This window comes from Pseudomonas sp. KBS0707, assembly GCF_005937945.2.
Taxonomy (GTDB): Bacteria; Pseudomonadota; Gammaproteobacteria; order Pseudomonadales; family Pseudomonadaceae; genus Aquipseudomonas; species Aquipseudomonas amygdali.
Genome location: NZ_CP041754.1, coordinates 3,985,163 through 3,997,465, shown reverse-complemented (window position 1 = coordinate 3,997,465; position 12,303 = coordinate 3,985,163). Strand labels below are relative to the sequence as shown.

The following is a 12,303-nucleotide window of genomic DNA, read 5'->3' as shown; positions in this document are numbered from 1 at the left end:
TCGAGCGGGCAGGGAAAAACCCTTAGCAAGCTCTCGAAGTGCTTATCATACCGACGCATCGCGTCATGCAGGTGCAACGAAGTGAAATAAACGGCGAATGGAGGATTATTTGTTTGCCGGGGCTACAAGCTGTGTGGTCACGAGGGCGGCCAAGGCGTTTTCCTGAGTACCGAAACGGGCGAGCAGGGCGCTCTGTTTTTCCGGGCTGAGGCGTGACCAGATTTCGATCATTTTCTCGGCGGTGCCAATCAGGGCATTGGCTTGCGTTTCAGTGAAGTCGCTCATAAAAATCTGCTGTTTGCCTGTTACTGGTTTTCCAGGCGTATTGAAAATCGGCAGAACCGTTTTTCGATACGCCTGAAAACAATCGCCTTCAGTCTTTGCTTCCGGCTTTCTGGCTGTCTTGAGCCGAGGGTGCTGCTTTCATTGCGACAGGTTGACCAAGCTCCTGTTGAGCCAGGGTCGACTGTTGTGGTTCCTGTTGGCCTGGTGGGAAGTTAGGGATTTCATGCATCGTCGTCGCTCCTCGCAAGGGGTTGCAGATAGAACCGTGCTTTAAAAAAGCCTGCGCAGGATACCCCACTGAAAATGACAATCAGGATATTTTTTTATCCTCATTGGCCCGTCAGCGAAACAAAATCGCATTTTCACTGTCCGGGCCCATGCGTTGCGAGTCGCTGCACGCTTTGGTTTTACTGCGTTATGACTGCATCAGGGCGCAATAGCCCTTATGGACTTTCTCGCCAAAATTATTTGCGGCCTTCGGCGCCACTGGCCACTCCATCGGTGCGTGCGGCCATGATGAAGTCGTTGCGGTGCAGGCCTTTGATCGAGTGGCTCCACCAGGTCACCGTCACTTTGCCCCATTCGGTCAGCAGGCCTGGATGGTGGCCTTCAGCCTCGGCAATCTCGCCGACCGCGTTGGTGAACGCCAAAGCGAATTTGAAGTTCTTGAACAGGAATACTTTTTCCAGCTGCATGACGCCGTCGCGCACTTCAATGTTCCAGTCGGGGATCTGCTTGAGCAGTTCCGGCAGCTCGGCTTCGCTGACTTGTGGGGCGTCTGCTCGGCAGGCTTCGCAATGGGCTTGATTCAAGGTACTCATAAACAGGGTTTCCTTTTCAGATACCTGGCCGCGTTTCAGGCCGCGTGGCTTTTGGTTTTAGGTGGGAATTTCGGGGCGTGCAAGCCCAACTGCATGCCCTGTTCTACCAGCGCCATGATGTCTTCCTGCGCCAGGTCGAACAGGCGCTTGAGGCTTGGCAGAACAAAATACAGCGGTTGCAGAATGTCGATGCGGTACGGCGTGCGCATCGCTTCAAGCGGGTCGAATAGCTGGTGTTCGGGAGCCGGCGACAGGCTGTACACCGCTTCCTTGGGCGAAGAAAGAATACCGCCGCCGTAGATTTTGCGCCCCTGTGGTGTATCGACCAGACCAAATTCGATGGTCATCCAGTACAGCCGGGCCAGATACACACGTTGTTCCTTGCTCGCGCTCAGGCCGAGTTTGCCGTAGGTATGAGTAAATTCGGCAAACCAAGGATTGGTCAGCAGCGGGCAGTGACCAAAGATTTCGTGAAAGATGTCCGGCTCCTGAAGATAATCCAGTTCTTCCTCGGTGCGAATAAACGTCGCCACCGGGAAGCGCTTGCTGGCCAGTAGTTCAAAGAACGTCTGGAACGGGATCAGCGCTGGCACTCGCTCAACCTGCCAGCCGGTGGTTGCACCCAGCACCTTGTTGATTTCACCCAGCTGTGGAATACGCTCATGGGGCAGGCCCAGTTGCTCGATACCGTCCAGATACTCCTGGCAGGCCCGACCTTGAATGATCGTCATCTGCCGGGTAATCAGGGTGTTCCATACCGCATGTTCGGCCGCTGTGTAATCAATGAAGCCCGAAGCGTCCGGCTCGCGTGCCACGTAAAGCGTCTGGGCCATGCTGATGTCCTCGAAAGGCTGCTCTTGTGAACGTATTTTTGTAAAAGCCTGCCTGCAGGAATAACCCGTTTTCGACGATGGGTCTGCCTGTGAAAGCCGTCGCGCTGCCATTCTGCAGCCTAACTTCGTAACGAAAACTTTACGAATAATTCCTGTGGACCAGGAATTCAGCAGATTGGTCTCTCGCGAAGCGTGCGTCTGTAACGTATTGTTGACGGAAAACTTTGCCACTCTCTAAAAAAACCATGCTCACAGGGGCGAATGAATCATGCGCATCAAGGTGCATTGCCAGAACCGGATCGGCATTCTTCGCGACATTCTCGATCTGTTGGTGGCCTACGGCGTCAACGTGGCGCGTGGTGAAGTGGGGGGCGAGCATGGCGACGCTATCTATCTGCATTGCCCGAACCTGATCAATCTGCAGTTTCAGGCCCTGCGCCCGAAGTTTGAGGCGATCACCGGTGTATTCGGCGTCAAGCGCGTCGGGCTGATGCCCAGCGAGCGTCGGCACATGGAGCTCAATGCCTTGCTCGGCGCGCTGGAGTTCCCTGTGCTGTCCATCGATATGGTCGGTGCAATCGTCGCAGCCAATCGTGCAGCCGCGCAGTTGCTGGGCGTGCGGGTCGATGAAGTGCCGGGGATGCCGCTTTCGCGCTATGCGGAGGATTTCGACCTGCCTGAGCTGGTGCGGGCCAGCCAGTCGCGGATCAATGGTCTGCGGGTCAAGGTGCGCGGCGATGTGTTTCTCGCCGACATCGCCCCGTTGCAATCGGAGCACGATGACAGCGAAGCCATGGCCGGGGCTGTATTGACCCTGCACCGCGCTGATCGGGTTGGTGAGCGCATCTACAATGTGCGCAAACAGGAGTTACGCGGCATCTTTCAGAGTTCGAAGGTCATGGCTGCGGTGGTCCGCGAGGCGCGGCGCATGGCACCACTGGATGCACCGCTGCTGATCGAGGGCGAAACCGGCACCGGCAAGGAATTGCTCGCCCGTGCCTGCCACCTTGCCAGCCCGCGTGGCCAGTCACCGCTGATGGCGCTCAACTGTGCCGGGCTGTCGGAGTCCATGGCCGAGATTGAGCTGTTCGGCTACGACCCCGGTGCGTTCGAGGGCGCGCGAGCGGAAGGCCGGCTCGGGTTGCTGGAGCTGACAGCAGGTGGCACGCTGTTCCTTGATGGTGTGGGTGAGCTGAGTGCGCGCATGCAGGCCAAGCTGCTGCGTTTCATTCAGGACGGCAGCTTTCGCCGGGTCGGCAGCGACGAGGACATGTTTCTCGATGTGCGTGTGATGTGTTCGACCCAGGTTGAACTGTCGGAGCTATGCGCCCAAGGGGTCTTCAGGCAGGACCTTTATCATCGCCTCAATGTGCTGTCGCTGCACATACCGCCGTTGCGCGATTGTCTGGACGGTCTTGAGCCGCTGGTGGAGCACTTTCTGGATCACGCCAGCCGCCAGATCGGCTGCCCGTTACCAGGCATTGCGCCGGCTGCCATCAAGCGCCTGAGTCAGTACCACTGGCCCGGCAATGTAAGGCAATTGGAAAATGTATTGTTTCAGGCTGTATCGCTGTGTGACGGCAGCAAGGTACAGGCCGAGCATATTCGTTTGCCGGATTACGGTGTGCGGCCAGGGCTGAGTGACGTGTCTCTGGAAGGGGGGCTGGACGCTATTATCGGGCGTTTCGAAAAATCGGTGCTGGAACATTTATATGCGCAATATCCCAGCAGTCGCCAATTGGGCAAACGCCTGGGGGTGTCACATACAACCATTGCCAACAAGTTGCGTGGCTATGAGTTGGGGCGTGAGTCAGGCCGGCACGCAGCCGATCAACAATCCGCTGATTGACCGCCCGGCAATCAACGCTCGTGTATACGCCCCGCAATCAATATCTGCGAGGCGTCGAGCACGGGTCGCAATAGCGAAAAGCATCAACCGTTACTGCAGCCGTTGCCCATCACCTGGTAGCTCATGGTGTGCCTTGCGCCTTGCGAGTCTTCATAGACCATGCGCGCCGGGACCACTTCGCAGACATTGGGGATCTCGCTGATGGAAATAACCCGGGCGATATCCAGATGAGTGCCATACGTGTATTGCTCGACACGGGCTTGCTGGGCAGCAACTTTGGTCTGCGATTCTTCGGCCATGGCGAAGCTGCTGACACCGCACAGTGCCAATGTCACTAATAAAGCTTTCATTGTGTTTTACCTTTTTGAAAGTGAGCGCGTCCGCATCACGTTTTTAGCGTCATGTACGAACTCTGTTTGATATCAAGAAGCGGGCTGCGTGGGGGCAGCTGATAGTTGCCGTGTTGGCGAGATGAATTCTAGGCCTGTTGCATGGCGACATATATAAAGACTTTGGATAAGCGCTTTTATCAAAACGGTAATAATCCCGGGGGGCGCTTGACGCTCCGGTCCTGCCGGTAATACCAACGTCGAATGGCCCCACCGGGTGGGGCGGGATACAACGGGTGCATAAAACAACAACTATCCACCGAGGTAACCAAGATGAGTGCAGCTTCCCTGTACCCCGTCCGCCCAGAAGTCGCAGCGACTACGCTGACGGATGAAGCGACCTACAAGGCCATGTACCAGCAGTCGGTGGTCAACCCTGATGGTTTCTGGCGTGAACAGGCTCAGCGCCTCGACTGGATCAAACCTTTCAGTGTGGTCAAGCAAACCTCGTTCGACGACCATCGGGTCGATATCAAATGGTTCGCCGACGGTACGCTGAACGTTGCCTATAACTGCCTGGATCGCCATCTGGCAGAGCGCGGCGACACGATTGCGATCATCTGGGAAGGCGATAACCCTTCCGAGCACCGCGAAATCACCTACCGCGAGCTACACGCCGAAGTCTGCAAGTTTGCCAACGCACTGCGCGGCCAGGACGTGCACCGTGGTGACGTCGTCACTATCTATATGCCGATGATCCCCGAGGCTGTGGTCGCCATGCTGGCGTGCGCCCGGATCGGTGCGATTCACTCGGTGGTATTCGGCGGTTTCTCGCCGGAAGCACTGGCTGGCCGGATCATCGATTGCAGCTCCAAAGTGGTCATTACTGCGGATGAAGGCCTGCGCGGTGGCAAGAAGACTGCGCTCAAGGCGAATGTCGACCGTGCGCTGACCAATCCGGAAACCAGCAGCGTGCAGAAGGTCATCGTCTGCAAACGTACCGGTGGCGAAATCGAGTGGAACCGTCATCGTGACATCTGGTACCACTCGCTTCTGGAAGTGGCCTCCAGCACCTGCGCGCCAAAAGAGATGGGGGCCGAAGAGTCGCTGTTCATCCTCTACACTTCGGGCTCGACCGGCAAACCCAAGGGTGTGTTGCACACCACCGCAGGTTATCTGCTTTATGCGGCGCTGACCCACGAGCGTGTGTTTGACTACAAGCCGGGCGAAATCTACTGGTGCACCGCCGACGTCGGCTGGGTCACCGGGCACAGCTACATTGTCTATGGCCCCTTGGCCAATGGTGCAACCACGCTGCTGTTTGAAGGTGTGCCGAACTACCCGGACATCACGCGTGTGTCGAAAATCATCGACAAGCACAAGGTCAATATCCTCTACACCGCGCCGACCGCGATCCGCGCCATGATGGCCGAGGGCACCAAGTCCGTTGAAGGTGCCGACGGGTCCAGTCTGCGTCTGTTGGGTTCGGTGGGCGAGCCGATCAACCCTGAAGCCTGGGGCTGGTACTACAACACGGTCGGCAAGCAGAACTGCCCGATTGTCGATACCTGGTGGCAGACCGAAACCGGCGGCATCCTGATCAGCCCGTTGCCAGGCGCGACCGCCCTGAAGCCGGGCTCGGCGACACGTCCATTCTTCGGCGTGATTCCGGCGCTGGTGGACAACCTGGGCAACCTCATCGAGGGCGCGGCCGAAGGCAATCTGGTGATTCTCGATTCCTGGCCGGGTCAGTCACGCTCGCTGTATGGCGATCACGACCGTTTCGTCGACACCTACTTCAAGACCTTCCGTGGCATGTACTTCACCGGTGACGGTGCCCGTCGCGATGAGGACGGCTATTACTGGATCACCGGGCGCGTAGATGATGTGCTCAACGTTTCCGGCCATCGCATGGGCACCGCAGAGATTGAAAGCGCGATGGTTGCGCACCCGAAAGTCGCCGAAGCCGCAGTGGTCGGTGTGCCGCATGACTTGAAAGGGCAGGGCATCTACGTCTACGTGACCCTCAACGGTGGCGAAGAACCGAGCGATGCTCTGCGCACTGAGTTGCGCAACTGGGTGCGCAAGGAAATCGGTCCGATTGCTTCGCCTGATTTCATCCAGTGGGCGCCTGGATTGCCGAAGACTCGTTCGGGGAAGATCATGCGCCGTATCCTGCGCAAGATTGCCACCGCTGAGTACGATGCGCTGGGTGACATCTCGACGCTGGCCGATCCGGGTGTGGTGCAGCACCTGATTGACACGCACAAGACCATGAACGCTGCCTGACCGCTCATTGACTGAGCGCGCCTCGTCCGGTTAACGCCGGCGGGGCGCTTTTGTTTGTGCAGCCCGGTATCGGAAACGAGATATATATCGGTTTGTTACGGGTTTACACGGCGTTGTCGGACGGTGCTTCATTGTGGGACGTTCTCTGGCTTTCTTGTAGGAAGCTGCGACGCATCAGGGCGTTTCATTCGCCATATGGAACGCTGGGCTTGCCGGATTAGAAGGGTTTGCCAATAATGGGCGCGCTTTTTGCTGTTATGACAGGTTTAGCTGGTTCTGCTGGATCAGCAGAAATATGCTTCGTCAATAGCTGGTAGTGGGTTTTTCATTGCATCTGTAACTAGTTGTCGCATTGAAGAAATATCGACTTCGAGCCTGTCGTTAAAATGCCCGTCATTCGCCGAAGGTCCGTGAGCCACCAGTGCGGTGTCACGCCCCCGGCGTCGCTCTCCCCCCGAGATTGTCCTTTCGCACATTGGGCGCTTGCTCACTTTGCCACTTGTCGTGCTTTACCGATGGAGTCCTGGAAATGAAGAAGCTCATGCTTATTGGCGCGATGGCGTTGTCCGTGCTCGCCCAGCCGATCTTTGCTGATGAAAAACCGCTGAAAATCGGCATCGAAGCGGCTTACCCTCCGTTCGCTTCCAAGGCTCCGGATGGCAGCATCGTCGGTTTTGACTACGACATCGGCAATGCGCTGTGTGAAGAAATGAAGGTCAAGTGCACCTGGGTCGAGCAGGAATTCGACGGTCTTATCCCGGCACTGAAAGTGCGCAAGATCGACGCGATCCTTTCGTCCATGTCGATCACCGACGACCGCAAGAAGTCTGTGGATTTCACCGGCAAGTACTACAATTCCCCGGCCCGTCTGGTCATGAAAGACGGCACCGTGATCAGCGACAGCCTGGCGGAACTCAAGGGCAAGAAAATCGGCGTGCAGCGCGGTTCGATCCATGAGCGTTTCGCCCGTGAAGTTCTTGCTCCCAAGGGTGTGGAAGTGACGCCGTACGGTTCGCAGAACGAAATCTACCTGGACATCGGTGCGGGTCGTCTGGACGGCACCATCGCCGACGCCACCCTGCTGCAGGACGGTTTCCTGAAGACCGACGCAGGCAAGGGTTACGCGTTCACAGGTCCATCGTTTACCGACCCGAAATACTTCGGTGACGGCATCGGCATCGCCGTGCGCAAGGGTGACAAGGCCAACCTTGAGCGCCTGAATGCCGCCATTGCAGCCATCCGTGCCAACGGCAAGTACAAAGCGATTCAGGACAAATATTTCGACTTCGATATCTACGGCAAGTAAGTCGTCATACCGATCCTGATCAATGGCGCAAACAGAATTGCCTGGCTTGCGCCATTTTTATTCCACGTTTGAGGACCGCATATCATGTTGAAAGGTTACGGAGCTGTCATCCTCGAAGGTGCCTGGCTGACGTTGCAGCTGGCCCTGTCGTCGATGGCTCTGGCGATCGTTCTCGGTCTGATCGGCGTGGCGCTTCGTCTGTCGCCGGTACGCTGGATTGCCTGGCTGGGCGATCTATATAGCACGGTAATTCGCGGCATTCCCGATCTGGTCCTGATATTGCTGATTTTCTACGGCGGTCAGGACCTGCTCAACCGCGTTGCGCCGCTGCTGGGTTTTGATGACTACATCGATCTTGACCCCTTGCTGGCCGGGATCTGCACTCTGGGCTTCATTTTTGGTGCCTATCTCTCGGAAACCTTTCGCGGTGCGTTCATGGCCATCCCCAAGGGGCAGGCCGAAGCAGGCATGGCGTATGGCCTGAGCAGCGGCAAGGTGTTCTTCCGCATTCTGGTGCCGCAGATGATTCGTCTGGCCATCCCCGGTTTCACCAATAACTGGCTGGTCCTGACCAAGGCCACTGCACTGATTTCCGTGGTCGGACTGCAGGACATGATGTTCAAGGCCAAGCAGGCGGCCGATGCCACCCGCGAGCCTTTCACCTTCTTTCTGGCGGTTGCGGCGATGTACCTGGTGATTACCAGTGTTTCGCTGCTCGCCTTGCGTTACCTCGAAAAACGCTACTCGGTAGGCGTGAGGGCGGCTGACCTATGATCTTTGACTACAACGTGATCTGGGACAGCCTGCCGCTGTACTTCGGCGGTTTGCTGACCACCCTGAAACTGCTGGCGATTTCGCTCGCATTCGGGCTGCTCGCGGCGTTGCCGCTGGGCCTGATGCGGGTCTCGAAAAACCCTTGGGTCAATATGCCGGCCTGGCTGTACACCTATGTGATCCGCGGCACGCCGATGCTGGTCCAGCTGTTCCTGATCTATTACGGGCTGGCCCAGTTCGACGCGGTGCGCGAAAGCTTTTTATGGCCTTGGCTGTCCAGTGCTACGTTCTGTGCCTGTCTGGCGTTCACTATCAATACCAGCGCCTATACGGCCGAGATCATTGCCGGCAGCCTCAAGGCTACGCCGGCCGGTGAAATCGAGGCTGCGCGGGCCATGGGCATGTCGAAGGCCAAAATGTATCGGCGCATTCTGCTGCCCTCGGCCTTGCGCCGGGCGCTGCCGCAGTACAGCAACGAGGTCATCATGATGCTGCAGACGACCAGTCTGGCCTCCATCGTGACCCTGATCGACATCACCGGCGCTGCCCGCACGGTCAACGCGCAGTTCTACCTGCCGTTCGAGGCTTACGTTACCGCAGGCGTTTTCTATCTGTGCCTGACATTCATTCTGGTGCGGCTGTTCAAAATTGCCGAACGCCGCTGGCTGGGCTATCTGGCCCCACGGAAGGTCTGAAATGCAAAGAATCGATCATGTATTGCCGTGGAGCACCCTCGGCACCGAACGCACGCTGAGTGTCTTTCGCTTCGGCACTGGCGAGCGAAAAGCCTACATTCAGGCCAGTCTGCACGCAGACGAACTGCCCGGCATGCGCACCGCCTGGGAGTTGAAGAAACGCCTGACCGAGCTGGAACAGCAAGGCGCGCTCAAGGGCGTCGTCGAGCTGGTGCCGGTGGCCAACCCGCTGGGGCTGGGGCAGTTACTGCAAGGTGCGCACCAGGGGCGTTTCGAGTTCGGCAGCGGCAAGAATTTCAACCGTGACTTCACCGAGCTGAGCGAGCCGGTCACCGAGTTGCTGGAAGGCCAGTTGGGCGATGACCCGCGCGCCAATACCCAATTGATTCGTCAGGCGATGATGACTGCACTTGAAGGCTTGCCTGCCGCGCAATCGGAGTTGCAAGGCATGCAGCGCATCCTGCTCAAGCATGCCTGCATCGCTGATGTGGTGCTGGATCTGCATTGCGATGCCGATGCCGCGCTGCACATGTACGCCTTGCCACAGCACTGGCCGCAATGGCGCTCGCTGTCGGCGCACCTGAATATTCAGGTGGCACTGCTGGCCGAGGATTCCGGTGGCAGTTCCTTCGATGAAGCCTGTTCGCTGCCGTGGTTGCGTCTGTCACGGACCTTCCCGCAGGCGCAGATCCCGCTGGCGTGTCTGGCGACCACTATCGAGCTGGGTGGTCAGGCCGACACCGGCAAGCCTCAGGCGCAAGCGCACGCCGAAGGCATTCTGGCGTTTCTGGCCGAACAGGGTTTTATCAGCGGTGACTGGCCGCAGCCGGCACATCAAGCCTGCGAAGGTCTGCCATTCGAAGGTACCGAATTGCTCTATGCGCCGCATCCTGGCGTGGTGACATTCCTGCGTGCCGCAGGCGATAAAGTCGAAATCGGCGATGCGCTGTTCGAAGTCATCGACCCGCTGTCCGATCAGGTCAGTACCATTTGTGCGAATACTGCCGGGGTGCTGTTTGCCATCGAGCGGCTTCGTTACGCTCAACCAGGTTTCTGGCTGGCCAAAGTGGCGGGGCGCACCGCGCTGCGTCATGGACGTCTGCTCAGTGATTGACCGTTCTGTGGGAACCCAAAGCATGAACAAACTGGAAGTGCAGGACCTGCACAAGCGCTATGGCAGTCACGAAGTGATCAAGGGTGTGTCCCTGACCGCCAAAGCTGGCGATGTCATCAGCATCATCGGCTCCAGCGGCTCGGGCAAAAGCACCTTTCTGCGCTGCATCAACCTGCTCGAACAGCCCCATGCCGGCAAGATCCTGCTCAACAACGAAGAGTTGAAGCTGGTGCCGAACAAGGACGGCGGTCTGAAAGCTGCCGACGCCAGACAGTTGCAGCGCATGCGCTCACGTCTGTCGATGGTGTTCCAGCACTTCAACCTGTGGTCGCACATGACGGCGCTGCAGAACATCATCGAAGCGCCGGTTCATGTTCTGGGCGTGTCGAAAAAGGAAGCGCTGGAAAAAGCCGAGCACTACCTGGCCAAGGTCGGCGTGTCCCATCGTAAGGACGCTTATCCAGGACACATGTCCGGTGGCGAGCAGCAGCGTGTGGCCATTGCCCGCGCGCTGGCGATGGAACCTGAGGTGATGCTGTTCGACGAGCCTACCTCGGCGCTCGACCCTGAACTGGTTGGCGATGTGCTCAAGGTCATGCAGGGGCTGGCTCAGGAAGGCCGGACCATGGTGGTGGTGACTCACGAAATGGGCTTTGCCCGGGAAGTCTCCAACCAGCTGGTTTTCCTGCACCAGGGTGTGGTTCTGGAGCGTGGTGACCCGCGCGAGGTACTGGCCAACCCGCAGACCGAGCGTCTGCAGCAGTTCCTGTCCGGCAGCCTCAAGTGACGATCGGCATCGCATGGCGATGCCTTTTTACGGCAGAACAGGGCATGCTGCGCGACGCGCGACATGACCTGGATGTTCCAGATCGAGCCATCTTCTGACGCTCGGCTTTTGCGGCAATACGTATCGGATGTCCCAATGACTGCCCATCGAATAGGTTTTCTCGTCTGGCCTGGCACCAAAGCCCTGACTCTGGCACTTGCCGAGGAAGCCTTGCGTGTCGCTCAGCGCGTTCATCCTGAAGTGGTCTACGAATTGTCGTTTCTACAGGCCGAGGCAGGGGAGCCGACAGCGGTTGCCGGAGCCTGGCAATTGCCGGGCGAGCCCTGGACCGGGCGACTGGACGGTTTTCAGAAGCTGTTTCTGCTCGCTGATGAGCCTCCGGCAGCCGTGGCCCCGGCGCTGGGCAGCGCGCTCAAGCAACTGGTGCGTGCCGGCTGTTCGATTGGCGGGCTGTCGGCGGGCGTTTATCCGCTCGCGCAACTGGGCCTGCTGGACGGCTATCGCGCTGCCGTGCACTGGCGCTGGCAGGACGACTTCGCCGAGCGCTTCCCCAAGGTCATCGCCACCAGCCATTTGTTCGATTGGGACCGGGATCGCCTGACTGCCTGCGGTGGCATGTCGGTGCTCGACCTGCTGCTGGCGGTGCTGTCTCGCGATCATGGCGCGGAACTGGCAGGGGCGGTTTCCGAAGAACTGGTTGTCGAACGCATTCGCGAAGGCGGCGAGCGTCAGCGCATTCCGTTGCAGAACCGTCTGGGCTCCAGCCATCCAAAGCTGACCCAGGCTGTACTGTTGATGGAAGCCAACATCGAAGAGCCGTTGACCACTGACGAAATCGCCCAGCACGTGTGTGTGTCGCGCCGTCAGCTGGAGCGAATCTTCAAGCAGTACCTCAACCGTGTACCCAGTCAGTATTACCTGGAGCTGCGCCTGAACAAGGCGCGTCAGATGTTGATGCAGACCAGCAAGTCGATCATTCAGATCGGTCTTTCGTGCGGTTTTTCCTCGGGGCCGCACTTCTCCAGCGCCTACCGCAACTTCTTCGGTGCCACGCCGCGTGAAGACCGCAACCAGCGACGCAGCAGCAGCCCGTTCGAACTTTCGCTGGTGCCTGCCGAACGCGGTTGATTGTCTTGTCACGATAGAAGTGCTGCCGCGACAGCTCTGGTCCAGACAGGCCGGCCTCAATCCGTTTAAACTGCGCCTTTGTGACGCAATATG

12 protein-coding genes are annotated in these 12,303 nt (G+C 58.3%); 8 read left to right on the top strand and 4 right to left on the bottom strand.

Annotated features, from left to right (window positions below; genetic code table 11):
* Positions 1-105 precede the first annotated feature (105 nt).
* From FFH21_RS18825 to phhA, 3 genes are all read right to left on the bottom strand, one after another.
* Positions 106-285 (bottom strand): hypothetical protein, encoded by a 180-nt coding sequence (locus FFH21_RS18825; protein WP_002554448.1) that lies wholly within the window; start codon positions 283-285, stop codon positions 106-108.
* 464 nt (positions 286-749) lie between these two features.
* Positions 750-1,106, bottom strand: a complete 357-nt coding sequence (locus tag FFH21_RS18820; protein WP_004659699.1) for a 4a-hydroxytetrahydrobiopterin dehydratase — start codon at positions 1,104-1,106, stop codon at positions 750-752.
* 35 nt (positions 1,107-1,141) lie between these two features.
* Positions 1,142-1,939 (bottom strand): phenylalanine 4-monooxygenase, encoded by a 798-nt coding sequence (phhA, locus tag FFH21_RS18815; protein ID WP_011169163.1) that lies wholly within the window; start codon positions 1,937-1,939, stop codon positions 1,142-1,144.
* 268 nt (positions 1,940-2,207) lie between these two features.
* Here phhA and FFH21_RS18810 point away from each other — a divergent pair, with 268 nt between their 5' ends.
* The gene (locus tag FFH21_RS18810) at positions 2,208-3,788 is read left to right on the top strand and encodes a sigma-54-dependent phenylalanine hydroxylase transcriptional regulator PhhR (RefSeq protein ID WP_011169162.1); all 1,581 of its coding nucleotides are present in this window, start codon (positions 2,208-2,210) and stop codon (positions 3,786-3,788) included.
* An 83-nt stretch (positions 3,789-3,871) separates the two neighbouring features.
* Here the strand turns inward: FFH21_RS18810 and FFH21_RS18805 are convergent, their stop codons facing one another.
* Complete coding sequence (locus FFH21_RS18805; RefSeq protein WP_011169161.1) at positions 3,872-4,138, bottom strand: DUF2790 domain-containing protein; 267 nt, start codon at positions 4,136-4,138, stop codon at positions 3,872-3,874.
* Positions 4,139-4,450: 312 nt separating this feature from the next.
* Here FFH21_RS18805 and acs point away from each other — a divergent pair, with 312 nt between their 5' ends.
* The 7 genes from acs (at position 4,451) to argR (ending at position 12,210) form a co-directional block, all read left to right on the top strand.
* Positions 4,451-6,406, top strand: a complete 1,956-nt coding sequence (gene acs, locus FFH21_RS18800) for an acetate--CoA ligase (protein ID WP_011169160.1) — start codon at positions 4,451-4,453, stop codon at positions 6,404-6,406.
* A 529-nt stretch (positions 6,407-6,935) separates the two neighbouring features.
* A complete protein-coding gene (locus FFH21_RS18795; protein ID WP_002554443.1) occupies positions 6,936-7,712 on the top strand; it encodes an ABC transporter substrate-binding protein in 777 nt (258 codons plus the stop codon).
* 84 nt (positions 7,713-7,796) lie between these two features.
* Complete coding sequence (locus FFH21_RS18790) at positions 7,797-8,486, top strand: ABC transporter permease (protein ID WP_002554442.1); 690 nt, start codon at positions 7,797-7,799, stop codon at positions 8,484-8,486.
* Positions 8,483-9,181: an ABC transporter permease gene (locus tag FFH21_RS18785; protein WP_002554441.1), complete on the top strand. Its 699-nt coding sequence runs from the start codon at positions 8,483-8,485 to the stop codon at positions 9,179-9,181. The genes FFH21_RS18790 and FFH21_RS18785 overlap by 4 nt, the downstream gene beginning before the upstream one ends.
* Position 9,182: 1 nt before the next feature.
* Positions 9,183-10,295, top strand: a complete 1,113-nt coding sequence (locus FFH21_RS18780; protein WP_004665896.1) for a succinylglutamate desuccinylase/aspartoacylase family protein — start codon at positions 9,183-9,185, stop codon at positions 10,293-10,295.
* Between the two features lie 22 nt (positions 10,296-10,317).
* Positions 10,318-11,082 carry an ABC transporter ATP-binding protein gene (locus FFH21_RS18775; protein WP_002554439.1) on the top strand — a complete coding sequence of 255 codons (765 nt, stop codon included), beginning with the start codon at positions 10,318-10,320 and terminating at the stop codon, positions 11,080-11,082.
* 135 nt (positions 11,083-11,217) lie between these two features.
* On the top strand, positions 11,218-12,210 hold the full coding sequence (gene argR, locus FFH21_RS18770) for a transcriptional regulator ArgR (protein WP_041924598.1): 993 nt from the start codon (positions 11,218-11,220) through the stop codon (positions 12,208-12,210).
* The last annotated feature ends 93 nt before the right edge of the window (positions 12,211-12,303 follow it).

Bases quoted from the DNA above. Each gene is read 5' to 3' on its own strand.
- argR (WP_041924598.1), top strand. From the start codon at position 11,218: ATGACTGCCCATCGAATAGGTTTTCTCGTCTGGCCTGGCACCAAAGCC.
- acs (WP_011169160.1), top strand. From the start codon at position 4,451: ATGAGTGCAGCTTCCCTGTACCCCGTCCGCCCAGAAGTCGCAGCGACT.
- FFH21_RS18795 (WP_002554443.1), top strand. From the start codon at position 6,936: ATGAAGAAGCTCATGCTTATTGGCGCGATGGCGTTGTCCGTGCTCGCC.
- FFH21_RS18775 (WP_002554439.1), top strand. From the start codon at position 10,318: ATGAACAAACTGGAAGTGCAGGACCTGCACAAGCGCTATGGCAGTCAC.
- FFH21_RS18810 (WP_011169162.1), top strand. From the start codon at position 2,208: ATGCGCATCAAGGTGCATTGCCAGAACCGGATCGGCATTCTTCGCGAC.
- FFH21_RS18790 (WP_002554442.1), top strand. From the start codon at position 7,797: ATGTTGAAAGGTTACGGAGCTGTCATCCTCGAAGGTGCCTGGCTGACG.
- FFH21_RS18785 (WP_002554441.1), top strand. From the start codon at position 8,483: ATGATCTTTGACTACAACGTGATCTGGGACAGCCTGCCGCTGTACTTC.
- FFH21_RS18820 (WP_004659699.1), bottom strand. From the start codon at position 1,106: ATGAGTACCTTGAATCAAGCCCATTGCGAAGCCTGCCGAGCAGACGCC.
- FFH21_RS18805 (WP_011169161.1), bottom strand. From the start codon at position 4,138: ATGAAAGCTTTATTAGTGACATTGGCACTGTGCGGTGTCAGCAGCTTC.
- FFH21_RS18780 (WP_004665896.1), top strand. From the start codon at position 9,183: ATGCAAAGAATCGATCATGTATTGCCGTGGAGCACCCTCGGCACCGAA.
- phhA (WP_011169163.1), bottom strand. From the start codon at position 1,939: ATGGCCCAGACGCTTTACGTGGCACGCGAGCCGGACGCTTCGGGCTTC.
- FFH21_RS18825 (WP_002554448.1), bottom strand. From the start codon at position 285: ATGAGCGACTTCACTGAAACGCAAGCCAATGCCCTGATTGGCACCGCC.